The organism is Citrobacter sp. Awk 2 (assembly GCF_028069815.1).
Lineage (GTDB): Bacteria > Pseudomonadota > Gammaproteobacteria > Enterobacterales > Enterobacteriaceae > Citrobacter.
This window is the reverse complement of sequence record NZ_JANEWL010000072.1, coordinates 1-24,921: the sequence shown is the minus strand read 5'-3', so window position 1 is coordinate 24,921 and position 24,921 is coordinate 1. Positions and strand designations below refer to the sequence as shown.

21 protein-coding genes are annotated in these 24,921 nt (G+C 54.5%); 8 read left to right on the top strand and 13 right to left on the bottom strand.

The window, feature by feature from the left end; all coding sequences use genetic code 11:
- Positions 1-240 precede the first annotated feature (240 nt).
- Together NNO02_RS16620 and NNO02_RS16615 are read right to left on the bottom strand one after the other, a co-directional pair.
- Positions 241-717 carry a cold-shock protein gene (locus NNO02_RS16620; protein ID WP_048212495.1) on the bottom strand — a complete coding sequence of 159 codons (477 nt, stop codon included), beginning with the start codon at positions 715-717 and terminating at the stop codon, positions 241-243.
- Positions 718-803: 86 nt separating this feature from the next.
- Positions 804-1,049 carry a YmjA family protein gene (locus NNO02_RS16615; RefSeq protein WP_005127954.1) on the bottom strand — a complete coding sequence of 82 codons (246 nt, stop codon included), beginning with the start codon at positions 1,047-1,049 and terminating at the stop codon, positions 804-806.
- 483 nt (positions 1,050-1,532) lie between these two features.
- On the opposite strand from NNO02_RS16615, the gene NNO02_RS16610 reads away from it, so the two are divergent.
- The gene (locus NNO02_RS16610; RefSeq protein ID WP_271455284.1) at positions 1,533-2,309 is read left to right on the top strand and encodes an MBL fold metallo-hydrolase; all 777 of its coding nucleotides are present in this window, start codon (positions 1,533-1,535) and stop codon (positions 2,307-2,309) included.
- Between the two features lie 18 nt (positions 2,310-2,327).
- Entirely contained in the window at positions 2,328-3,278 is a 951-nt protein-coding gene (locus NNO02_RS16605) for a GlxA family transcriptional regulator (RefSeq protein ID WP_271455283.1), read from the top strand.
- Here NNO02_RS16605 and NNO02_RS16600 read toward each other — a convergent pair.
- On the bottom strand, positions 3,275-3,925 hold the full coding sequence (locus tag NNO02_RS16600; protein ID WP_271455282.1) for a class I SAM-dependent DNA methyltransferase: 651 nt from the start codon (positions 3,923-3,925) through the stop codon (positions 3,275-3,277). The two genes, NNO02_RS16605 and NNO02_RS16600, sit on opposite strands and share 4 nt — an antisense overlap.
- Positions 3,926-4,050: 125 nt before the next feature.
- On the opposite strand from NNO02_RS16600, the gene NNO02_RS16595 reads away from it, so the two are divergent.
- Entirely contained in the window at positions 4,051-5,145 is a 1,095-nt protein-coding gene (locus NNO02_RS16595) for a LacI family DNA-binding transcriptional regulator (protein WP_271455285.1), read from the top strand.
- A 106-nt stretch (positions 5,146-5,251) separates the two neighbouring features.
- The gene (locus NNO02_RS16590; protein WP_271455281.1) at positions 5,252-8,329 is read left to right on the top strand and encodes a beta-galactosidase; all 3,078 of its coding nucleotides are present in this window, start codon (positions 5,252-5,254) and stop codon (positions 8,327-8,329) included.
- An 87-nt stretch (positions 8,330-8,416) separates the two neighbouring features.
- Here NNO02_RS16590 and prpE read toward each other — a convergent pair whose 3' ends face one another.
- From prpE to prpB, 4 genes are all read right to left on the bottom strand, one after another.
- A complete protein-coding gene (prpE, locus tag NNO02_RS16585; RefSeq protein WP_271455280.1) occupies positions 8,417-10,303 on the bottom strand; it encodes a propionate--CoA ligase in 1,887 nt (628 codons plus the stop codon).
- Between the two features lie 40 nt (positions 10,304-10,343).
- Positions 10,344-11,795, bottom strand: a complete 1,452-nt coding sequence (locus NNO02_RS16580; RefSeq protein WP_137384461.1) for a bifunctional 2-methylcitrate dehydratase/aconitate hydratase — start codon at positions 11,793-11,795, stop codon at positions 10,344-10,346.
- 40 nt (positions 11,796-11,835) lie between these two features.
- Positions 11,836-13,005: a bifunctional 2-methylcitrate synthase/citrate synthase gene (prpC, locus tag NNO02_RS16575; protein ID WP_271455279.1), complete on the bottom strand. Its 1,170-nt coding sequence runs from the start codon at positions 13,003-13,005 to the stop codon at positions 11,836-11,838.
- 119 nt (positions 13,006-13,124) lie between these two features.
- Positions 13,125-14,009 (bottom strand): methylisocitrate lyase, encoded by an 885-nt coding sequence (gene prpB / locus NNO02_RS16570; RefSeq protein ID WP_271455278.1) that lies wholly within the window; start codon positions 14,007-14,009, stop codon positions 13,125-13,127.
- 251 nt (positions 14,010-14,260) lie between these two features.
- Here prpB and prpR point away from each other — a divergent pair, with 251 nt between their 5' ends.
- The gene (gene prpR, locus NNO02_RS16565) at positions 14,261-15,856 is read left to right on the top strand and encodes a propionate catabolism operon regulatory protein PrpR (RefSeq protein ID WP_271455277.1); all 1,596 of its coding nucleotides are present in this window, start codon (positions 14,261-14,263) and stop codon (positions 15,854-15,856) included.
- Positions 15,857-15,904: 48 nt separating this feature from the next.
- Here prpR and yahO read toward each other — a convergent pair whose 3' ends face one another.
- A complete protein-coding gene (gene yahO, locus NNO02_RS16560; protein WP_003830901.1) occupies positions 15,905-16,180 on the bottom strand; it encodes a DUF1471 family periplasmic protein YahO in 276 nt (91 codons plus the stop codon).
- A 348-nt stretch (positions 16,181-16,528) separates the two neighbouring features.
- Between yahO and NNO02_RS16555 the strand changes: the two genes are divergently transcribed.
- The 3 genes from NNO02_RS16555 (at position 16,529) to NNO02_RS16545 (ending at position 19,963) form a co-directional block, all read left to right on the top strand.
- The gene (locus NNO02_RS16555) at positions 16,529-17,161 is read left to right on the top strand and encodes a LysE family transporter (RefSeq protein WP_137384458.1); all 633 of its coding nucleotides are present in this window, start codon (positions 16,529-16,531) and stop codon (positions 17,159-17,161) included.
- A gap of 87 nt (positions 17,162-17,248) precedes the next feature.
- On the top strand, positions 17,249-18,637 hold the full coding sequence (locus NNO02_RS16550) for a diguanylate cyclase (protein WP_271455276.1): 1,389 nt from the start codon (positions 17,249-17,251) through the stop codon (positions 18,635-18,637).
- A gap of 219 nt (positions 18,638-18,856) precedes the next feature.
- Entirely contained in the window at positions 18,857-19,963 is a 1,107-nt protein-coding gene (locus tag NNO02_RS16545; protein WP_271455275.1) for a 4Fe-4S binding protein, read from the top strand.
- Between the two features lie 73 nt (positions 19,964-20,036).
- Here the strand turns inward: NNO02_RS16545 and NNO02_RS16540 are convergent, their stop codons facing one another.
- Genes NNO02_RS16540 through NNO02_RS16520 form a run of 5 tightly spaced genes read right to left on the bottom strand, consistent with a single transcriptional unit; the run spans position 20,037 to position 24,782 of the window.
- Positions 20,037-20,930, bottom strand: a complete 894-nt coding sequence (locus tag NNO02_RS16540) for a MurR/RpiR family transcriptional regulator (RefSeq protein WP_271441869.1) — start codon at positions 20,928-20,930, stop codon at positions 20,037-20,039.
- A gap of 2 nt (positions 20,931-20,932) precedes the next feature.
- Positions 20,933-21,880, bottom strand: a complete 948-nt coding sequence (locus NNO02_RS16535) for an iron-siderophore ABC transporter substrate-binding protein (RefSeq protein WP_271455274.1) — start codon at positions 21,878-21,880, stop codon at positions 20,933-20,935.
- A gap of 15 nt (positions 21,881-21,895) precedes the next feature.
- The gene (locus NNO02_RS16530) at positions 21,896-22,948 is read right to left on the bottom strand and encodes a FecCD family ABC transporter permease (RefSeq protein WP_271455273.1); all 1,053 of its coding nucleotides are present in this window, start codon (positions 22,946-22,948) and stop codon (positions 21,896-21,898) included.
- Positions 22,945-23,958, bottom strand: a complete 1,014-nt coding sequence (locus NNO02_RS16525; protein WP_271455272.1) for a FecCD family ABC transporter permease — start codon at positions 23,956-23,958, stop codon at positions 22,945-22,947. The genes NNO02_RS16530 and NNO02_RS16525 overlap by 4 nt, the downstream gene beginning before the upstream one ends.
- Complete coding sequence (locus tag NNO02_RS16520) at positions 23,955-24,782, bottom strand: ABC transporter ATP-binding protein (protein ID WP_137384452.1); 828 nt, start codon at positions 24,780-24,782, stop codon at positions 23,955-23,957. The genes NNO02_RS16525 and NNO02_RS16520 overlap by 4 nt, the downstream gene beginning before the upstream one ends.
- Positions 24,783-24,921: the final 139 nt, after the last annotated feature.

Here is a 24,921-nt window from a genome sequence, read left to right as displayed (position 1 = left end):
GTGCTTCTGTTTTTATTTTTAATAATGGAGTCGTAGCAATAATAGATAAGACAAGAGAATCAAAAGTAATAACCCCGGCATGTCCCGCGTTCACTTTTTATATAAAACGTTCACATTTGCTTCTGACACAAAGCCACTTTTGCGCCCACATACCTGCCCAGTCTGGCTGAATGCAAAAAAAAACCGAAACACTGCTTTTGAAAAGCGCAGCGTTTCGGCATTCATTCACTCTGAAGGACGTCAGACTTTCAGCAGTTTCACCGTCTCGTCGATGTCAATTTCATCTTCCGAGAAGATCAGCGTCGTGCCCTGGAAGGTTGTGATCGCCAGCTTTTTCAGCGTGCGCATTTCGCCTGGCTTCACGTCTGATTTCGGTCGGATGCTGTTCATCAGCACGCCGACAGACAGCACCGCGTTTTCTTTGTCGATACGGGTTTCAACCGGCACTTCTTCGCTGTACACCAGGTAAGACTTGATCGCTGTGAGCTTCAGGCGCTCGCCCGCGATATAGATGTACTTGCTGTCGGGTATGACTTTTACCGCATAGGCAGACAGGCCTTTGTTGTTGGTGGTGGGTTCAAAAGTCACCGCCGCGTCTTTCTTGATCAGCTCAGGATTAGCAACCTTAATCACATGAAAATAGCGGTTGTCGCCGTTTTCATCTTTGATAAATCCAAAGCCTTTATCTTTAAACCACGTTGTGATTGTTCCGTTCATTGCTGTTTCCGCCTGATTAAACCGAATACTCGTAGAGTATACCTACTCAATTTGCGCGCAGTGTAAAACACAGGCCCCGTCTTTGGCTACTCGTTACCCCAGCGATTGAGGAACTCCGCGATATCATCAATACGCTGTGCGTCGACGCCGGCCACAGTTGCCATCTCCTGCTGCGCGTCTTCGCTGATCTCTTCGTTGTTCATCAAACGGGTGATCAGTTGCTGGAAGTAGTGCGCCAGCGCATCGCGTTCGGCATCGCTTACCGGCTTTGCGGCCTCGGTCGCGTACTCATCAGCGATATCATAATATTTTAGCGGAATGTCGTTGTTCATCAGGTGCTCCGGGGTAAATGCGTGTGCCAGCAGTTGCCTGCCGCGTCTGGGGTGAATGATAGCACTGTTATTTCATGGTTCGCGATCTGTTTTATTCACTGTAATACGTTGTATTTATCCGCTATATTTTCTGGAACCACTTCCCATTTAATAAATCTGCCCATACTTGATTGACTGTATTTTTATTCAGTTCGGTATAATAGTGGAGGATTAAATAGTGTTATAAAAAAAACATAAGCTTAGTTTAAATCAACTCTCTTTAATCATTTTCCAACGCATTAAATAACTCAGTCGATAACCCGGTGATTAAACACAGCCAATAAAGATTCGTTCGGTAGGCCTGATAAACGCCCCGCCCTCTCCTACCGACATCATTGCGTTGCAATTGGCCCAATCCCATCGGTAGTCGCCCATTTGCCCACATTCATCTTCTGGACAACACTCTACGATGACACCACTGACCCAACACGTAGAGCGCACACCATGAACATCACGCAAATCCGTAATGCCACACAGCACATCACCTTTGGTGGAATGACTTTTCTGGTCGATCCTATGCTAGCCGCGAAAGGCGCATATCCGGGTTTTGCCGGAACCGCACGTGCCGAAATTCGCAACCCAACCGTCGACCTGCCCATCGACATCGATACCCTGCTAAATGTCGATGCGATTATCGTGACCCATCTGCATGAAGATCACTGGGACGAGGTTGCCGCTCGAGTCGTGCCGAAAGACAAACCAATCTATGTGCAAAATGACCATGATGCACACGTACTGCGGGAGCAGGGTTTCACACAACTCACCGTGCTGACGCACAATACCGTGGTCGGCGCTATCACTCTGCGTAAAACCGGCGGCCAGCACGGCTCAGATCGCGCCTATGCCATTCCACAAATGGCAGAGCGCCTGGGTGATGCCTGTGGCGTTATCTTTATGCATCCGGCGGAAAAAACGTTGTATCTGGTCGGGGACACCCTCTGGCGAGACGAGGTGGAAGCCAACATGCATACTTTCCAGCCTGGCGTGGTGGTTCTGAACGCGGGTTTTGCGCACGTCATCGGGTTTGGCCCAATTATCATGGGCGCGGAAGATGTGCTGAAAACCCACTTCACACTACCCGAAGCACAAATTGTGGCGACCCATATGGAGGCGATTAACCATTGTCTGTTGACCCGCGCGGCCCTGAAAGAGTACGCCCGCGACAACCAGATTGCGCAATGTGTCCACGTGCCGGAAGATGGGGAAACCCTGACATTTTAATCTCTACAAAGGAATCGTATGCAACCGCTTACCGTCGCCATTGTTGCCGTGGAAGATTTCAGCCCGTTTCACTTCTCGGTGCCGTGCATCATTTTCAGTGACAAAATGGCGGCGAAAAAGCGCTTTGAGGTACAGATGTGCGCCGAAAAACCGGGCATCATCTCCTCGCAGGATGGTTTCTCCGTTACCGCAACCCATGGCTATGACGCGGTGGAGGCTGCGGATATCGTGGTGATCCCCTGGTGGGGCACCACCGCGCATCGTCCACCACAAAGCCTGCTTGATGCGCTCAACCGTGCGCGGCAAAACGGCGCACAGATTGTTGGGCTGTGCCTGGGGGCGTTTGTCCTCGGCTATGCGAGGTTACTGGATGGTAAACGGGCAGCTACGCACTGGGAGTTCGAGCAGGATTTTCAGGCGCGCTTTCCTGCGGCCCACCTGGATATCAACGCACTGTACGTGGATGACGACGGCATAATTACCTCGGCAGGTACCGCCGCTGCGCTGGATTGCTGTTTGTACGTGATCCGCCAGCGTTTTGGCAGCACGGTGGCGAATCAGATTGCCCGTCGGATGATTGTGCCACCGCATCGTGAGGGCGGTCAGGCCCAGTTTATCGAACAACCGGTCGCGAAAAATACCCAGGATCAACGCATCAACGCCCTGCTCGACTATTTGCGCCAACATCTCCACGAGCCGCATAACCTCGACGTTCTGGCGCAGCGGGTAATGATGAGTCGTCGCACGCTGACCCGTCATTTTATGAAGGCCACCGGGTCAAGCGTGGCGGAATGGCTGATTACCGAGCGTCTGCGCCGCAGCCAGATTTTGCTGGAATCCAGTCAGCTACCCGTTGAACGCATTGCCGAACAGGTGGGTTTTCTCTCCCCCGTCACCTGGCGGCAGCATTTTAAATCCCGCTTCGGCGTCAGTCCGGCTGAATGGCGTAAAACCTTTCGCGGCGATTAACCTCTTTTTTGCGCCAGCCAGATGGTGTGCCCGGTACAGTGCGGATCTTCCATCACCCTCTCTATCACCGTAAAGCCGTGTGCCGACAGCAATGCATGGTACTCATCAGGCGCGAGGCTGGCGTGAAACAGCGGCTCGCCCTCAAATTGTCCCATGGCGATGCCATTGCCCGTGCCGCTGGTAAACATCAGCGCGCTGCCGGGATGGCTGAGACGGTCAAAAATGGGGAACATCTTTTGCTGGTCCAACTGGGTTAAATGGAAAAAGCTGTCCCAGGCGATCAGACCATCAAAGGTTTCATCAAGCGTTAGCTCGCGCATATCCTGCTCCAGCCAGCGCTGCCCAGGAAAGGCGAGCCGGGCACGCGCCAACATCGCCGCCGAGCCGTCAATCCCCGTTAGCTGTAAACCTTGCTGGATAAAATAACCGGCAATCGGTTGGCCGTTTCCGCAGCCAATATCCACAATATGGCCCTGCCCGCCCATCACCGCGATGAACTTATCCAGCCAGTTTTTTTCAAACAGTGCGCGCGAACGCTGGCGGGCAAAAGCCTCCGCATGACGTCGATAGATAGAAAGAATGTTGTTTGCCGCAGCATCGCTCACGATGTCCTCACTTTTCTGCTGTTCTATCATTATGTTAAGCATAAAGGCTGTTGACCTGTCATCGCCCAATTCATGTCCCTGGAATGCAACTCGCAGAACCCGACCGCAAATAGCCAAAAATAGTCTGCGCTGTGGCATGATAGCGCGTGGATAATGTCATGATCAGGGTGAACAATGTGAAACCGGTAACGCTATACGATGTCGCAGACCATGCTGGCGTCTCTTACCAGACCGTCTCACGCGTCGTAAATCAGGCCAGCCACGTTTCCACAAAAACCCGGCAAAAAGTTGAGGCCGCGATGGCGGAGCTCAATTACATTCCTAACCGCGTCGCGCAGCAACTGGCAGGCAAACAGACGCCGTTGATTGGTGTAGCCACATCGAATCTTGCTCTGCATGCCCCCTCGCAAATTGTGGCCGCCATAAAAAGCCGCGCCGACCAGTCCGGTGCCAGCGTGGTGATCGCCATGGTTGAGCGTAGTGGCGTTGAGGCGTGTAAAGCCGCGATACACAACCTGCTTTCTCAACGCGTAACCGGGCTTATCATCAACTATCCGCTGGATGAAGAAGACGCCATGATGGTCGCCGCCACCTGCGGCACGGTGCCCGTATTGTTTCTCGATGTCTCTGACCAGGTGCCGATTAATAGCGTCGTTTTCTCCCATGATGACGGCGCGCGACTCGGCGTTGAACATCTGATTCAACACGGACATCAGCGCATTGCCCTGCTGTCCGGGCCGCACTCATCGGTCTCCGCCAGGTTAAGGCATAGCGGGTGGCATAAATACCTGGCTCACCATCAGCTACGTCCCATTGCGGAACGTGAAGGTGACTGGAGCGCCCTGTCCGGCTTTCATCAAACCATGCACATGCTTAACGACGGTATCGTTCCAACCGCTATGCTGGTCGCCAATGATCAAATGGCGCTGGGCGCAATGCGGGCAATCAGCGAATCTGGCCTGCGAGTTGCAGCGGATATCTCCGTGATCGGCTACGACGACACCGAAGACAGTGCCTGCTACATCCCGCCGCTGACCACCATCAGGCAGGATTTCTCCACTCTCGGGCAGACCAGCGTTGACAGGCTGTTGCAGCTTACGCAGGGCATGTCCGCCCCCGGCAATCTGCTGCTGCCGGTCACGCTGGTCGAACGGAAAACCGTACTGCCGCCTGACACACAAACCGCCACGCCACAGATGCTGGCGGAGTCGTTGATGCAACTGGCGCGTCAGGTGTCTCTGCTGCCATCCGGCGAACGCTAATTACTGTGAGTCAGTTCACCCATTAAACCCGCACGGCTTTACAGCGTCTCACCGCATGCCTTATGTTTATTAAATTGTGAGCGAATAACAAAAATGAGATACCGCTATGACTCTGAGCTCGGACTCACTTGCCGCCGTACTGGCGCGCCGTGACTGGGAAAACCCCGGCGTCACACAGATAAACCGTCTGGAGGCACACCCACCATTTTGTAGCTGGCGCTGCGTGGATGATGCCCATAACAACCGGCCTTCTTCCCAACGGATTTCGTTAAATGGCGAGTGGCAATTCGCCTGGTTTGCCGCACCAGAGGCCGTGCCAGAAAGCTGGCTTGAGAATGATTTACCGCAGGCCGATACCCTCTGCGTACCGTCTAACTGGCAGATGAGCGGTTATGATGCGCCAATCTACTCCAATATCACCTATCCATTCCCGGTCAATCCGCCCGCTGTTCCGACGCAGAACCCTACCGGGTGTTACTCGCTCACATTTAGTATCGAAGATGCGTGGTTAGATGAGGGTCAGACGCGCATTATTTTTGACGGCGTGAACTCCGCGTTTCATCTGTGGTGCAACGGTCGTTGGGTCGGCTACGGTCAGGACAGCCGCCTGCCGTCTGAATTTGATCTTCGCGATTATCTGCTGCACGGCGAAAACCGCCTGGCCGTCATGGTGCTGCGCTGGAGCGATGGCAGCTATCTGGAAGATCAGGATATGTGGCGCATGAGCGGCATCTTTCGCGACGTTTCTTTGCTGCATAAACCCACAACACAGATCCGTGACCTACGTATCAACACCCGCTTTAATGATGATTTCAGCCGCGCGGTGCTGGAAGCGGAAGTCCGGATAGCAGGCGACGAGCGTGAAGATGTACGCGTAACCCTGCAATTGTGGAACGGCGAAACGTTGGTTGGCGAACTCACCTCACCGCCCGGCAGCGAGATTGTTGATGAACGCGGCGCTTATCATGATCGCACTACGCTGCGCCTCAACGTTCAACACCCGGCGTTGTGGAGTGCCGAAACGCCTAATCTGTACCGCGCCGTGGTGCAGCTTCATACTGCTGACGGTACGCTGATTGAAGCCGAGGCCTGTGACGTCGGCTTCCGCGAGGTCCGCATCGAAAACGGCCTGCTGTTGCTGAATGGTCAACCGCTGCTGATTCGTGGTGCTAACCGCCACGAACATCACCCGCAAAACGGTCAGGTGATGGACGAAGCGACGATGGTGCAGGACATCATCCTGATGAAACAGAACAACTTTAACGCCGTGCGTTGCTCACATTACCCAAACCACCCGCTATGGTACACCCTGTGCGACCGCTACGGCCTGTATGTGGTGGATGAGGCCAATATCGAAACCCACGGTATGGTGCCCATGAATCGCCTGAGCGACGACCCTACATGGCTTCCTGCCATGAGCCAGCGCGTCACGCGCATGGTACAGCGTGACCGCAATCACCCAAGTATCATCATCTGGTCGCTGGGCAATGAGTCCGGTCACGGCGCGAACCACGACGCGCTGTATCGTTGGCTGAAATCGGAAGATCCCTCTCGTCCGGTACAGTACGAAGGCGGCGGCGCGGATACCGTAGCCACCGACATTATTTGCCCGATGTACGCCCGCGTAGACCAGGATCAGCCCTTCCCGGCGGTCCCCAAATGGTCAATCAAAAAATGGCTGTCGATGCCCGGCGAACTGCGCCCGCTGATCCTCTGCGAATATGCTCACGCGATGGGTAACAGCCTCGGCGGCTACGCCAAATACTGGCAGGCATTCCGCCAGTATCCGCGTCTGCAAGGAGGGTTCGTCTGGGACTGGGTCGATCAGTCGCTTATTAAATATGACGACAACGGTAATCCATGGTCAGCCTACGGCGGGGATTTTGGCGACACACCGAATGACCGCCAGTTCTGCATGAATGGGCTGGTATTTGCCGACCGCACGCCGCATCCGTCGCTGTATGAGGCCAAACACGCGCAGCAGTTTTTCCAGTTTACGCTGTTACCGGGTGACGAGCGCCAGATTGAAGTACGCAGCGAATACCTGTTCCGCCACAGCGATAACGAAATACTGCACTGGTCCATCACCCAGGACGGCAACCCGCTGGCCGCCGGAGAAATCGCTCTGAATATCGCCCCACAGGGCCGCCAGTTGATTACCCTGCCGGCTATCCCGATGCCGGAAACCGCAGGCCAGCTGTGGCTGACGGTGCGCGTGGAACAACCCCAGGCTACTGCGTGGTCAGACGCCGGGCATATCAGTGCCTGGCAGCAGTGGAAGCTGGAAGAGAAACTCAGTCTGGCGCTTAAACCTCGCGCCAGCACAGCGCCACAGCTGACGACCCGCGATGACACGTTTACGGTAATCGTCAGCGATAAACGCTGGGAATTCTGCCGCCGGACAGGTTTACTGACGCAATACTGGCTGGCCGCAGAAGCACAGCTGTTAGCACCGTTAATCGATCAGTTTACCCGCGCGCCGCTGGATAACGATATCGGCATCAGCGAAGTCACGCGTATCGATCCTAATGCCTGGGTCGAACGCTGGAAGGCCGCGGGCCATTACCGTGCTGAGCCACTACTAGTGCAATGCGAGGCCGAAGCGCTGTCGAACAGCATCCTTATCACCACCGCGCATGCCTGGCAGTATCAGGGCGAAACGCTGTTTGTCAGCCGTAAATCGTATCATTTCGACAGCCACGGCGAGATGCAGATTACCGTGGATGTCGATGTGGCCAGCGGAACACCGCACCCGGCGCGTATCGGCCTAAGCTGCCAGTTGGCGCAGGTGGCTGAACGGGTAAACTGGTTAGGCCTTGGGCCGCACGAGAACTACCCGGATCGCCTGAGCGCTGCCTGTTTTGATCGTTGGGATCTGACGCTGGATGAGATGTATACGCCGTACGTCTTCCCGAGTGAAAACGGCCTGCGCTGCGGGACACGCGAATTACGCTACGGGGCGCACCTGTGGCGTGGTGACTTCCAGTTCAACATCAGCCGTTACAGCCAGAAGCAACTGATGGAAACCAGCCATCGTCACCTGCTGCAGCCTGAAGCCGGAACATGGCTCAACATTGACGGTTTCCATATGGGCGTCGGCGGGGATGATTCGTGGAGCCCTTCAGTGTCGCCGGAATTTCAGTTGAGCGCAGGGCGTTATCATTATCAGCTGAGTTGGCGCTAACTCTGCGCCGGATGGCGCGGCGCTCATCCGGCCTACGGTACGCGGTTTCGTAGGCCGGATAAGGCGAAGCCACCATCCGGAAACGCCTTACTCCTCGATCGCCTGGCGGATTTGCTGCAACGATGTCGGATCGTCAATGGTGGTCAGATCGCCAGGATCGCGGCCTTCGCAGATCGCCTGGATCGTACGCCTGAGCATTTTTCCGGAGCGTGTTTTCGGCAATTGTGACACAAACCAGACATGTGCCGGGCGGCCAAAGTTACCAATCTGACTGTCCACCAGCGCCATAATCGCCTTCTCTTCAGAATGCGCAATGTCGCGGTCTTCCAGACTGTCACTCTGCTTTGGAATGACAAACGCGACGGCCACCTGCCCTTTTAGCGCATCTTTCACCCCCACTACCGCTACCTCAGCAACGTTCGGATAGCTGGAGATACTCTCTTCTATCTCACGCGTGCCCAGCCGGTGTCCGGCGACGTTGATCACGTCATCCGTACGCCCCAGAATGAAGTAGTAACCATCGTCGTCACGAATGCCCCAGTCAAAGGTGGCGTACACCTGGCGGGAGAACAGCGACCAGTAGGTATTCACAAAGCGTTCATCATCGCCCCAGATGGTCTGAATGCAACCCGGCGGCAACGGCCCTTCAATCACCAGCATCCCCTTCTCATTTGCAGCACAAGGTTCGCCAGTCACTTCATTGAGGAGTTGCACGTTGTAGCCGTACATCGGCACGCCAGGACTGCCCAGACGCGACGGTCGGTCGTCCAGCCCGCGGGCAATCGCCATAATCGGCCAGCCAGATTCGGTCTGCCAGTAGTTGTCGATAACCGGAACCCCCAGCGTTTGGGTTACCCAGCTTGCCGTCGGTTCATCCAGCGGCTCGCCGGCCAGATACAGCACTTCCAACGAAGAGAGATCGTGATTACGGATCTGCGCGGTCGGGAATTTCTTCAGCACGCGGATGGCGGTCGGCGCCGAGAACATCCGGCTGACCTGATATTTTTCAACGATTTTCCACCACACGCCGCAGTCCGGCCAGGTTGGCAACCCTTCGTACACCACTGTCGCCATCCCCGCCAGCAACGGGGCATAGACGATGTACGAGTGCCCCACCACCCAGCCGATATCCGACGCGCAGAAGAACACGCAGCCCGCTTTGCCACCAAAAATGGTGTCCATCGAGGTGGCCAGCGCTACCGCATAACCGCCGACATCACGCTGCACGCCTTTTGGTTTACCGGTTGTACCGGACGTGTAGAGAATGCAGGAAGTTTCATTCGATTCCAGCCAGACCACCGGCACGCGTGCGCCGAGATGCTGTTGGCGCAGCGCGGCAAAGTCGAGGTCGCGTCCTTCAACCCACGCCATTTTCGCCAGGCCACGATCGACCAGTACCACATGGCGCGGTTGATGCTGAGCCTGCGCAATCGCATCATCGAGCAGCTTTTTATACGGCAGGATCTTGCCGCCTCGCGCCCCGGCATCCGCCGATACGATGACCTTTGGCTGGGCATCGTCGATCCGCGCCGCCACACTGTGCGAGGCAAATCCGCCAAATACCACGGAATGGATCGCCCCAATCCGCGCACAGGCCAGCAGCGTAATGTGCGCCTCGGCGATCATCGGCATATAAACCAGCACCCTGTCGCCGCGCTGTACGCCCAGCGACAGCAACATCGCCGCCGCGACGTTTACCTCGTCATACAACTGACGAAAGGTAAATGTGCGCTCTTCTTCGGTTTCCGATGAAACCGCGATCAGCGCCAGCGCGTCAGGCTGTTTCTCCAGCCAGCGGTCGATGGCGTTATGGCACAGATTAGTCGTCCCGCCACAAAACCAGCGAGCAAACGGTGGATGACGATGATCCAGTACCTGAGCAAACGGCTGCTGCCAGTCAATACGCTGGGCCTGCTCGGCCCAGAACGACTCAGGTTGCGTAATCGAACGCTGATAAAAATCGCTATAAGACATAATGCTCTCCTGTTGAACTTACGCCTTGCCGCACGCAGGTTTAGATAACGAACAAATCAAGGTATTCGTTGACTGGCATCTGCTCCAGGCTTGCTCTGTTCAGGGAGACATCCAGAATGCGCTGCTGCTGACGGGTCGGGAACTGACGCGCCAGGTTGATTTTGAATTTTTCGACCAGTTTCGGCATCCCGTCATGACGACGACGCGCGTGGCCGATGGGGTACTCCACCACCACTTCTTCAAAACGTGATCCATCGGTAAATTCCACGGTGATGGCGTTTGCGATGGCGCGTTTTTCCGGGTCGTGATAGTCCGCGGTAAAGGTTGGGTCTTCGAAGCAATTGATCTTCTCGCGCAGCGCATCAATGCGTTTGTCCTGCGCCACACCGTCTTCGTAATCCGCTGCGGTTAAGCGTCCGAACAGCAGCGGGATAGCCACCATATACTGAATGCAGTGGTCACGATCCGCCGGGTTATTCAGTGGACCTTTTTTATCGATGATACGAATACAGGCTTCGTGCGTACGAATGGTCACTTTTTCGATATCCGCCGCCGTTTTACCCGCCGCCTGCAGTTGTTCATACAGCGTCATCGCCGCTTCAACCGCTGTTTGTGAGTGGAACTCGGCCGGGAAGGAGATTTTAAACAACACGTTTTCCATCACGTATGAGCCGTACGGGCGCTGGAAGCGGAACGATTCCCCTTTGAAGGAGACGTCATAAAAGCCCCAGGTTTTTGCCGTCAGCGCAGACGGGTAGCCCATCTCGCCGGTTTTCGCCATCAGCGCCAGACGCACTGCGCGGGAAGTGGCATCGCCAGCAGCCCAGGATTTACGTGTGCCGGTATTCGGGGCATGGCGATAGGTGCGCAGCGACTGTCCGTCGACCCACGCCAGCGACACCGCATTAAGGATCTCATCGCGGGTCAATCCGAGCATTTCGGCAACAACGGCGGTCGAGGCGACTTTCACCAGCAGGACGTGGTCAAGTCCAACGCGGTTAAAGGAGTTTTCCAGCGCGATACAGCCCTGAATTTCGTGGGCTTTAATCATGCCGGTCAGCACTTTTTTCATGGTTAACGGCGCTTTTCCCGCCGCCACCGCATTGCGTGACAACCAGTCAGCCGTCGCCAGAATACCGCCGAGGTTATCGGAAGGATGGCCCCATTCAGCGGCCAGCCAGGTGTCGTTGAAGTCCAGCCAGCGGATCATCGCGCCGATGTTAAACGCCGCCTGAACGGGATCGAGCTGGAACTGGGTACCCGGCACACGAACGCCGTTCGGTACCACCGTACCCGGCACAATCGGCCCTAACAGCTTTTTACAGGCCGGATATTCCAGCGCTTCCAGGCCGCAGCCGAGGGTATCAAGCAGGCAATAATGTGCAGTGTCATACGCCACCTTTGAGGTGATCTCGTAATTCATAACGTAGTCAACGATATCAACAATTTCACGGTCAAATTCAGGGCGAACGTTCGAAATATGTGCAGACATAGGGTACATTTCCTGTTTTTTTATCTTTAGAGGTTTGGCATTAGCAACGTTTTTCAATTGCAACGAATTCGCGATCTTCCGGGCCAACATAATTGGCAGAAGGACGGATAATTTTGTTGTCCTGACGCTGTTCGATAATGTGCGCCGCCCAGCCAGTAACACGGGCGATGACAAACAGCGGTGTGAACATTTCGGTGGGGACGCCCATCATGTTGTAGGAGACCGCCGAGAACCAGTCGAGGTTAGGGAACATTTTTTTCGTTTCCCACATCACCTCTTCCAGACGGTCGGCGATGTTGTACATTTTCAGCGAACCGCCTTCCTGAGAGAGTTGTTTCGCCACGCGCTTAATAACCTGATGACGCGGGTCGGCAATGGTGTACACCGGATGTCCAAAGCCAATAACCACTTCTTTGTTTTCCACACGTTTGCGGATATCCGCTTCGGCTTCATCCGGTGTTTCATAACGCTGCTGGATTTCCAGCGATACCTCGTTGGCTCCGCCGTGTTTCGGGCCGCGCAGTGCGCCAATCGCCCCGATAATCGCGGAATACATGTCTGAGCCAGTACCGGCGATCACTCTGCCGGTAAAGGTGGAGGCGTTAAATTCGTGCTCGGCGTACAGCACCAGCGAAATATGCATCGCCTTTTCCCAGCTTTGCGAGGGTTTTTCGCCATGCAGCAGATGCAGGAAGTGGCCGCCAATCGAATCATCGTCAGTTTCCGGCTGGATACGCTCACCGTTGTGACTGTAGTGATACCAATACAAAAGGATTGAGCTGAGTGAGGCTAAAAGTTTGTCAGCGATGTCGCGTGCGCCAGAGACGGTATGCCCCTCTTTTTCCGGCAATGTACAACCTAACGCGGAGACACCGGTTCGCATGACGTCCATCGGGTGTGATGCTGCCGGCAGCGCTTCCAGCACGGTACGCACGTTAGCGGGTAAGCCACGCAGCGCTTTTAATTTGCTCTTGTAGGCGTTGAGCTCATCGCGGGTAGGCAATTTTCCGTGGATCAGCAGGTGCGCAACCTCTTCAAATTCACACTGCTGCGCCAGGTCGAGAATATCGTAGCCACGATAGTGTAAATCGTTACCGCTTTTACCAACGGTACACAGCGCCGTATTTCCGGCGGGGACGCCGGACAGCGCGACGGATTTTTTCGGCTTAATGACATGGGTACTGTTTTGCAGGATCGTTGTGTCGCTCATGTTGTCCTCGTTATTTTTTATATATAGGGTATTGAGGGTATGCATCGCGTAGTACGTTGTAGGCCGGATAAACGTAGTGCCATCCGGCATTGCCTGATGGCAGCTGCGCCTTATCAGGCCTACGGCTTCGTGGTGTACAGCGCGTCGAGTTTCTCTTCGAACTGGTAGTAGTTGATGCTTTCGTACAACTCGTTGCGTGTCTGCATAATGTTGATTACGCTCTTTTGCGTACCTTCCTGGCGCAGCACGTTGTATACCCGTTCAGCGGCGCGGTTCATGGCACGGAAGGCAGACAGCGGATAGAGCGCCATCGCCACATTTGCACTGCGCAGCTCATCAGTGGTGAACAGCGGTGTCGCACCAAATTCGGTAATGTTAGCGAGGATCGGCACCTGCACCGCATCGGCAAACTGGCGGTACATAGACAGCTCGGTGATCGCTTCCGGGAACAGCATGTCAGCGCCCGCTTCGACATACGCCTGCGCACGATCGATAGCCGCCTCTAACCCTTCCACCGCCAGCGCATCGGTACGCGCCATGATGACAAAGTTGGGATCGGTGCGCGCATCCACGGCGGCGCGGATCCTGTCGACCATCTCTTCTTTCGAGACGATCGCCTTGTTCGGGCGATGACCGCAGCGCTTAGCGCCGATCTGATCTTCAATGTGCAGCGCAGCAGCACCGGCTTTGGCAATCGACTTCACGGTTCGCGCCACGTTAAATGCCGACGATCCAAACCCGATATCAGCATCCACCAGCAACGGTAGTGGGCAAACGTCGGTGATACGGCGGATATCGGTCAGCACATCATCCAGCGTAGAGATACCGAGGTCGGGCAATCCCAATGAGCCGGCCGCCACGCCGCCGCCTGACAGGTAAATTGCCTGGTATCCGGCGCGTTGGGCCAGGAGCGCATGGTTGGCGTTAATGGTACCCACGATTTGTAATGGATTTTCTTTGGTGAGCGCAGCGCGGAACGCCTGCCCTGGGGAGTGTAGAGACATATCCCGTCCTCTTGTTATCAACTTGTTATCGTTCGTTGATTAACCTAAAGCAAGGGGTATGCCAAAGACCTGAATTTTTGCTCAAATTCTATTTTTCACTTTTAAAACAAATAATTACATTTAAATCCTGCATTTTTTATGTACAAAAGCGTGTCAGCTATCGTTTCATGAAACCGAGATGAACGTTTCATTGCAACATTTATGAAACACAACTAAACCCAATATTCGGTTCCTTACTTTTTGAGTTGGTTATGGCTGATACGCATCTTCCGCCGCGGATGAATGACGACAAACCGGTTATCTGGACGGTCTCCGTTACGCGTTTGTTTGAACTGTTCCGCGACATCAGCCTCGAGTTCGACCACCTGGCGACCATCACCCCTATCCAGCTCGGTTTTGAAAAAGCGGTCACCTATATCCGCAAGAAGCTGGCGAGCGAGCGTTGTGATGCGATCATTGCGGCGGGCTCCAACGGTGCCTATCTGAAAAGCCGCTTATCAATTCCAGTGATCCTGATTAAACCCAGCGGCTTCGATGTGCTACAGGCATTGGCGAAAGCGGGAAAACTCACGTCATCGATTGGCGTCATTACCTATCAGGAAACCATTCCTGCGCTTCTCGCCTTTCAAAAGACCTTCAATTTACAGCTTGAACAGCGTAGCTATATCACCGAAGAAGATGCCCGAGGACAAATCAACGAGCTGAAGGCCAACGGCACTCAAGCAGTGGTCGGGGCGGGACTCATTACCGATCTGGCGGAAGAAGCCGGTATGACCGGCATCTTTATCTATTCAGCTGCTACCGTGCGCCAGGCCTTTGTCGATGCGCTGGATATGACGCGCCTGACGCTACGGCGAAATGGTCAATACGCGTCTGGCGATACGCTGCGCACCCGCTATGCACTGGGAGATATGCGCGGCCACTCTGCTCAGATGGAACAGGTACGGCACACCATAATGCTCTATGCCCGTTCTCGCGCACCGGTGCTGATTCAGGGCGAAACGGGGACGGGGAAAGAGCTGGCGGCGCAGGCCATTCATCGTGAATATTTCACCCGTCAGGAGAATCGACGCGGTAAACCCTCACCACCGTTTGTTGCCGTCAACTGCGGGGCAATCACCGAATCCTTACTGGAAGCGGAGTTGTTCGGCTATGAGGATGGTGCTTTTACCGGCTCACGGCGCGGCGGACGCGCGGGTCTGTTTGAAATCGCCCACGGCGGAACACTGTTTCTTGATGAGATAGGTGAAATGCCGTTGCCGCTACAAACCCGACTGCTGCGCGTACTGGAAGAAAAAGAGGTCACCCGGGTAGGTGGACATCAACCCATTCCGGTAGAGGTACGGGTGATTAGCGCCACGCACTGCAACCTGGAACAAGAGATGAAACAAGGCGAGTTTCGTACCGATCTGTTTTATCGCCTGAGCATTCTGCGCCTCAAACTCCCCCCGCTACGCGAACGGCTACCCGATATTTTACCGCTGGCGGAAGGCTTTTTAAAACAGTCACTGGCGGAATTAGATGTGCCGTTTTCTGAGCCTGTGCGTAAAGGACTGGGGCTCAGCCAACATATGCTGCTGAATTACGGCTGGCCGGGGAATATTCGTGAGCTACGCAATATGATGGAGCGTCTGGCATTATTTTTAAGCGTTGAGCCACAACCAGAACTTAACGTCCATTTCTTGCAGCAATTATTGCCCGAGCTGGCGACTGTCGCCGAAATACCCCAGATATCATCATCACTGACACCACAACAGGTGCTGGCACAATTCAACGGCGATAAAACAGCGGCGGCACGATATCTCGGTATCAGCCGAACCACGTTTTGGCGCAGGTTAAAAGAATAACCCGCCAGTACAGAGGCTGGCGGGTATTTTATCTTTCAATGCAGCGCATTATTTTTTCTTGTAAATATTAGCTGTGCCATGGATTTTGTTATCCGTTTGGCCGGAGGTTAATACCACCACATCAGCGCCTTTCTCTTCGGCTTTCTTCAGCAGCTCTTCTTTAGCATCTGCAACAGAAACTTCATTACTCGTTGAAATATCACCGATTTTTGTGTACTGCGACTCAACCTTTTCAAACTCAAGTTTTGTCATAAATTCCGCAGCATAGGCGTTGGAAAAAACTAAAGCTAACGCACCAATAAGTACTTTATATCCAGTTTTCATATCAAAGCTCCAGGTTTTGTTATATATGCCATCATCGCCCCCTGAACATCCATCATGCGAGTCAAGGATGATTAATAAGTAGTTCAGCCTGATTAAAAGATCCAGAGCCAACGGAAATATAAAGAAATCTTGCGCCGTAGCCACAACAGGCGATCCAGCGCTGCCGCGTTATCCAACGATTCCGGTGACACAAATAGTGTTAATGATGACATTGAGAAATTAACTGCGTTTGATGGTGCACTGTGAGTGAATACTCAGAATATTGATTGCACTAAAACTATAGTAGGTGCAGATTCTTAAATGACCTGCGGGTAAACATTCATTTTCTCACTGATGGAATCGTTGTCTATGGAACCTCTGCACGCCGTCGTGCTCACCGTTAGCCTGTTTGTTTTAACCTTTTTCAACCCCGGAGCAAACCTGTTCGTGGTGGTGCAAACCAGCCTGGCGTCGGGGCGACGCGCGGGTGTAATGACCGGTCTGGGCGTTGCCTTGGGCGATGCGTTCTACTCCGGGCTTGGCCTGTTTGGTATGGCGACGCTTATCACCCAATGTGAAGAGATATTCTCACTGATAAAAATCGTCGGCGGTGCCTACTTACTGTGGTTTGCCTGGAATAGCATACGCCATCAGGCCACACCGCAAATGCCCACCTTACAGCAACCAATCTCCGCCCCCTGGTACGTATTCTTTCGTCGCGGGCTGTTAACGGATTTATCCAATCCGCAAACCGTACTGTTTTTTATTAGTATTTTCTCGGTCACCTTAAGCGCAGAAACCCCAACCTGGGCCAGGCTGATGGCATGGGCAGGCATTGTGCTTTCTTCTGTTATTTGGCGTATTTTTCTCAGCCAGGCGTTTTCTCTTCCTGCGGTGCGTCGTGCATATGGTCGTATTCAGCGCGTTGCCAGCCGGGTGATTGGTGCCATCATCGGCGTCTTCGCCTTAAGGCTGATTTATGAAGGTATTCGCCATCGTTAATGCGTAAAGAGAGTTTCACTTGACCATCGTGAGGTAATTGTCCGTAATACCGCCTGAATTTTTCAATCACATTTGAGTGGCTGTGAGATGGAACAGGTTGATCCCGTAAACGACACATTACTCCTTTCAGAATGGCGGGCGCTAATACGCCAGACATCCCCTGACGTTCATACGATCCTCTCAGGGTTAAGCGACGATGAGATCCGCCATTTAGTGACCGTTTTTTATGACTACATGCTCTCTCACGCGGAGAGCGCGTTGTTTCTGAATACCGAGCAGGTCAGTACGCGCCTGAGCGGCAGTATGTTTGACTGGTTGCGCAGCGTGCTCGGCAGCGCATATGAAGACCTCCCGCTCTTGCTGGCAAAACAGCGTGAAATAGGTGTGGTACACGCCCGTATCGGCCTGCCTATCGATCTGGTTAACCGCGGGGCGCGTAAGCTAAAAGAAGAGCTGTATCAGTTGCTGAAAAGTAAGGCAGACTACTCTGTCAGCCTGTTGAGCGATGCTATCTGTTTCAGCAGCCTGGCGATGGACACCGCGCTGGAGGCCATGACCGTTTCCTACTCCCCGAGCTATCAAAACTCGCTGCACACGCAGGAGCAGTATCGGCTGCAGACCATTTACGACGACGTCAACGTCGAGCGCGAACGGCAAATCCGTTCGTTTACCGATTGGGAAAATCAGTTTATCTACAACATCGCGACCGGATTACCGTCCGGTGATCTGGTGTTCCTGGCAGACTCTGATTTTGGTATGTGGTTCTCCCATAAGGGAAAACACATTCTTGGCAGCGGTAATCTGTTGGCAGAAATGGAATCCGTGATCGCTGAAATCGATAACCGTCTGACACAGACGCTCTCGAATCAGCATCAGCCTGACGAAACCGAACGGATGAGCTTATTGCAGGATGTCCGACAGCTTTCGGCCAAAATCCATTTTCTCCTCGCCTCAATGTTTGAAGCGCTGGTCAAACAGGAAAATGGCAAAGACTCGCTGACCCAACTGCTGAATCGCCGCTTTATTCCAACTATTATGCGCCGTGAAATCTCGCTGGCGTTACATTCACGAAAACCCTTTACCCTGGCAATGCTGGACATTGATTATTTTAAGCAGATCAACGACAGCTACGGACATAATACTGGCGATATGACGCTGAAAAACGTCGCAGCCGTTATTTATGAGCACATCCGCAGCAGCGATTACGTATTCCGCTATGGTGGTGAAGAGTTTATGATCCTGCTGGTCGAATCAGACGAATCGCAGGCCTCGATTATTCTGGAAACACTGCGCAAGAAAATTGCCGAGCTGCGTATCGCTGCTTCCATGACTGAATCCTTCTCTATTACTGTCAGTATCGGCGTTGCCGAATATGACTATCACCCCGACTACAAACAACTGGTTGATAAAGCCGATCGCGCGCTCTATCTGGCGAAAAGCCATGGCCGTAACCGCGTAGAAACGTACCAGGAATGACTGTCGTCCCCCACAGATAAATAAATACCCCATTCAGGGTATTTATCTGACCTGTGATAAATATCGTGCTGTTATTTTTATACATGCCCATTAGCGTGATAGAAATGGCAGCCGATTAATAAGATGCAAATCAAATACACTATATCTTTATAGCGGTAGCATATCCCGGTGATGAGTCTTCCTGAATGCAGGGGGAAATATGAGGGATAATAAGAGATCATGAGCGGGAAGAAGAAAACGCGCTGGCAGCGCCGCCCTGGAACAGTCGGAGGGAAACTGCCGTGGAATGACTGGCGCAATGCCAGTAGCTGGAGAAAAGCCACCCAGTTTCTCCTGTTGGCCATCAATATCTATATTGGCGTGACGTTCTGGTATTGGGTTCGCTATTTCGAAACAGCCGGTACCAGCGTTTATATCCCAAGACCCGGCGGTATTGAGGGATGGCTTCCCATTGCCGGTCTGATGAATATCAGATACACACTGGAAACCGGTTTTCTTCCCCCCATTCACGCCGCTTCCATGCTGCTGCTGGTTGCCTTTATCCTGATGAGTTTGCTGTTAAAAAAAGCGTTCTGCTCGTGGTTGTGCCCGGTGGGGACGCTGTCTGAGCTGATAGGTAATCTGGGCAAAAAAATAGTGGGTCGCAACTTCACCCTGCCTCGCTGGCTGGATCTCCCTTTGCTGAGCCTGAAATATCTGCTGCTGAGCTTCTTTCTGTATATCGCCCTGTCGATGCCAGCACAGGGGATTCAGTATTTTCTGATGTCAGCCTACGGCATGATTATCGACGTTAAGATGCTCGATTTCTTTCGTCATATCGGCACGACGACGCTCATCGTGGTGGCGGTTATCAGCATTATGAGCCTGTTTATTCGCAATGCGTGGTGCCGTTATCTGTGCCCTTATGGCGCACTGCTTGGTCTGTTCTCTTTGCTTTCGCCGTTTAAGATCCGCCGGAACGCCGACAGCTGTATCGATTGCGGCAAATGCGCAAAGAACTGCCCGTCGAATATTCCGGTCGATCGCTTAATTCAGGTACGCACCGTTGAGTGCACAGGATGTATGACCTGTGTGGAATCCTGTCCGGTAGCCTCAACGCTAACCCTGTCACTGAAGACACCGCCTGGCGCACAATCAGGGCACAGCACAGCGCCGAAATCATGGTGGCGACAAGGTAGGTTATCAGGGTGGACAATGACGCTACTGCTGCTCGGTATTTTGTTTGCCGCCGTAGGCTATGCGGTGTACGCCAACGTCTGGCAAACGCCGGTGCCGGATCATATGTATTTCCAGTTGATCCCGAAGGCCAGAATGATCGGCCATTAATGGTTTGATCTGTCTGCCTTTATGCCGGGTGGTGACGACACCCTACCCGGCCTGCATATCGGGTATCACTGGTTTATTTCTTCGCCCCGGATTTACCAATACCCCGATACAGTTCGTTAATCCGCTTCACAGATTTAATGGACCGCTGCGGCGCGGTAGACGCGACAGACAGCACGATCATTTCCAGACACACCAGTACCGTACCGTGAAGCGGCATTTTCCCATTCTCGCCGCCACGTGGCACGTTAATCACCACATCTGCTTCTTTACTAAAACGGGAGTCCAGTGCGTTCGTCAGTAAAATAACCGGGACACCCAACCGCCTGGCCTCACGAATGGTCGTCAGCCCTTCCCGGTGCGGTGATTTCTGCGCCATCATGATCAGCACATCTCCCCGCTGCAATGCGATCAGTTGCTCCGCGAGGTTAATCCCGGTGCGATTAAACGCTACCGCAGGCAGGCCAATACGGCTAAGCAGACGCGCGGTATAATCCGCCAATACGCCGGATGCGCCAATACCAAAAATCCCCACCTGACGGGCTTCTACCAATAATGCCACCGCCTGCGCAATTGCATAGCGGTTTTGCGGTGTAGAAAGGGCTTCACAGGTGCGCTGATGGCCCTGCAAGACAAAATCAATACTGGAGTTCACATCGCAAGAGAGCGTATTCACCGTGGTGGTCATCTTCTCTTCTGAGGTCACGCCAGGACCAAACCAGTGTTCAATGGTCTGCTTTAAATCGCGCAACCCGGCAAACCCCAGCGCCTGAATGGCCCTGACCACCGTCGCATCAGAGGTTTGAGTGGCGGCTGCGATTTCGATCGCCGTAAACTCCAGCACCACTTCGCGGTTCTCGTTGATATAACGCGTCACGGCCTGCATACGTGGCGAGAGTAAATGCGCCCTGGCGCGAAAACGGTCACCATAGACATCAATACGATTTTTGGCTTTTTTCGCCGTCAGCATGATTATTTAGCCTCCGGTAGCCATCGTCCGGCGATGTGCGTTTGCACCTGCGCCACCATCAGGCTCAGCGAGGCATAGGAATTGGATATCGCCTCTTCACGGGAGAGTAAAACGTAATGTCCGCGCTGGCAGGCGGTCAGGAACTCACACCAGCCAGGCATCACCGCATCCATCGCCGCGATTTCATCCTGCGGTTTACCGCCGGTATCGCCACGCCAGGTCGCGAAGACAAAATCTGCATCCAGTTCAGGCAGACGTTCCGCACTGACATCAATGCGCCCACCCGGCGGAATGCTGTCGATAAGCTTCGGGAAGGTGAAGCCAGCATCGCGTAACACTCGCCCCAGGGAATGATAGGTGTGCAACGCATTAATTTTGCCCTGATTGGCCTGTATTACCGCCACAGAGATGTGCTGCGTATCGACCGTCCGCTTGAGCTGGGCAATTTCTTCACGGTAGCGCCGTTCCAGCAATGCCAGCCGGTTCTGCGTACCTGTCAGTTGCGCCAGCTTGCGGTAGATCTCCGGCGCACCGCCATCGAGATGGTCGATACTGACCGTCGGCGCTATTTTTTCCAGTTGCTCAATCGGCGTGTTACGGCTGGGTTCGGTGATAATTAAATCCGGTTTCGCGGCGACAATGGCTTCAATATCAATGTCTGCCGTACCGATATACGTCATGGTCGAATTATCAAAATCCACGCCGGTCAGCAGCACGCCGGAGCGTAAAAAATGGCTGCCATCCGGGCGCGTTCGGCCATGACTGGCCACCGGAGGCACGCCCAGCTCGATCAGCGGAATAGTGATGTCGAGATCGTGCAATGACACAATGCGCTGCGGATGTAGCGGTACGTTCACCACCCGCCCGAGATCGTCAGTAAATGACTGAACAGGCCCCGCCGCCTGGACGGTGCAGCCGACCAGCAGCAGCAATGAAAAGATTAAGCGCATATACCCTCTTAACAATTACAAACGATCCCGGCGACGCCAGAGCAACAGTAAAAAGAACGGTCCACCGACCAGGGCAATGACGATCCCTGCTGGGATTTGCAGTGGTGCAAACGCCAGACGACCCACGGTATCGGTCACCAGCACCAGCAACGCACCGATCAACGCACTTCCCCACAGCAGGGCTGTTTGTCCGCCACGCAGCCAGAATCGTGCCATGTGTGGTGCCATCAACCCGACAAAACCGAGGCTACCCACGCAGGCAACACTGGCGGCGGTGAGTACAACCGGCGCGAGAAAACGCAACAACGCCAGTCGGGGTAGATGTACACCCAGCCCCGTTGCCGTCGCATTGCCAAGTAGCGCCACATCCGAAGCTCGCGCCGTGGCAAATAAGATAACGGCCGCAGGCAACGTCCAGACCAGCGCCACCAGCAGCAGTGGCCAGGTGGCGGCATGAAGGCTGCCCGCCAGCCAGACCAGCGCAGTCTGTACGTCACGGACATCGGCGGTGGTCATAAATACGCCCATTCCCGCCGCAAAGAACCATGACACACCAATGCCTATCAACACGAAGCGAGGCCGGGAGAAATCACGGGCCAGCAGCATCACCAGTGTGGCGACCAGTGCGCCGCCGGCCATTCCCGCCAGGGGCCGCCAGACCAGACTAGCGGACGGGAAAAGCAGCACCAGGGCCAGCACCACCACGCAACTTCCTTCTTTGACACCGATAAGCCCGGGATCGGCCAACCCATTGCGGGTGATCGATTGCATTGCCGCCCCGGCCAATCCGAGCATCGCCCCGCACAGAAGCGCCATCAGCAGTCGCGGCAGTCGAACATCCCAAACGACATACTGTTGCTGAGCCGTCAACGCCTGAGGATCAAATAACGCCCGTCCGATAGCGGAAGCCGGAACCGGGAGCGAACCCTGCATCACGCCGAACAGCAGTAATGCGATGGCCAGCACCGTCAGGCCGAGGCTGTACAGCACGGTTTTGGGACGAATGACACGAGAAAATCCCCCCACCCGCCATGCACGAAGCCCTGCACGCTGCAGCAGATCGTTCATTTCAAAAACCTCGACGCAATGAAAATAAACGCCGGAGCACCCACCAGGGCGGTCATGATCCCTGTAGCCAGCTCCTGCGGAGCCAGCACCGTGCGGGCGGCAATATCCGCCTGCAGCAGCAGCGCCGCACCCAGCAATGCCGACGTCGGTAGCATCTGACGAATATCGTCTGTTACCAGACGGCGGATAACGTTAGGTACTAACAGGCCGATAAACCCCAGCGGCCCCACGACGGAGACTGCCGCACCGCACAGCAGCGCAATGGCGATCATCGCCAGCACGCGTATGCGCAGAATGTTCACCCCTAACCCACAGGCCATACGGTCTCCGAGGGCCAGAATATTCAGGCCCGGCGCGATAGCGAGCGCCAGCACCATACCGGCAAGCGACGGGGGAACGGCGCTTTTGACACTTTCCCAACTCAGACCCGCGAGATCCCCCACCAGCCAGGTGCGCATTGCCAATAGGGTTTGTTCATCCAGAATCAGGATCGCCGCAGTCAGCGATGACACCATGGCCGACAACGCCACACCGCACAACGTGACCTTCAGCGGCGTTAAGCCACCGCGCCCGGCAGATGAAAGCGCCATCACCAACGAAAAAAGTGCCGCAGCACCGCCTGCCGCCAGCAATGGCTGGCTTGCCCCCGTCACGCCAAGCGCGGCACACAACACAACGACAAACGCCGCACCGGCATTCAGCCCCAGAATATGCGGCTCTCCCAGCGGATTACGAATCAATGCCTGCAACAGCACACCCGCAACACCTAACGCCGCGCCGACCAGCATCGCCGCCGTCATACGCAGCAGACGTAAGGAGACAATAATCCGGTGGTCAAAATTTTTCGCATCAAAGTGGAACAGCGCCTGTACGACGGTCTGCGGGCTGATAGTGCGTGCGCCAACACCCAGGTGCACCACCGCCAGAACACACAACAGCAGCGTTAACACGGGGAGCGCCAGCATAAACCGGCCACGGCGACGAGCCTGTGTGGTTGCCATGACCGTCATTGCGCTTGCCCGCCCGGCGCGCGGAACGGCATAAAGAACGGTTTGCCGGTGAGAGGATTCACAGACATCTGCACGTCGACGTCAAATACATGCTTAATCAACTCGGGCGTGCAGTTTTCGCCATCATGCACGACGCCCTGCAACGTCCCCTGTTTGAGGAACACCAGCATGTCCCCGTAATTCACGGCAAAATTCAGGTCATGCAGGACCACAACCACTGTACGGCCATGATGGCGAGTCAGTGAATGCAGCAGTTCGAGGATCTCCACCTGATAGCGCAGATCGAGAAACGTAGTCGGCTCATCCAACAAGATGACCGGCGTTTGCTGTGCCAGCGCCATCGCAATCCAGCAGCGCTGACGTTGCCCACCGGAAAGGCTCTCTACCGGTAAATGCGCAAAATCAGCCGTTCCGGTCAACTGGAGTGCCTGCTCCACGGCGCGCTCGTCATCGTCCGTCCATTGCGAAAGCATGTTCTGCCAGGGAAAACGCCCGCGCGATACCAGTTCGAAAACGGTGAGTCCTTCGGGCACCAATGGGGATTGCGGCAGGATACCGAGCTGCCGTGAAACCGCTTTGGTGGGCTGCTGATGAATGGCTTTGCCATCCAGTAATACGCTGCCACCGTGCGGTTTCAACATACGGGCGATTGTGCTTAACAACGTTGATTTACCCGAGCCGTTCGCCCCCACCAGCACCGTCATTTTACCTTGCGGGATAGTGAGACAGATATCGTGGACAATGGTGTTATGGCGATAACCCGCAGAAAGCTGTTGTAGTTCAATGCCCGTTCTGTGGGCGGTATTTTCCACATGCTGTGGCATGTTCACTCCTGCGCCGCCGCATGGCAAAGCCTGCATGCGTAACTCTCTAAATAAAAATAAAACTCATTCTCTTTGTGATCTTGCTGGCTTGCACTGTAGTAGTCAAGCAATTACACCCTGTAGTTACATCACTTGTAAC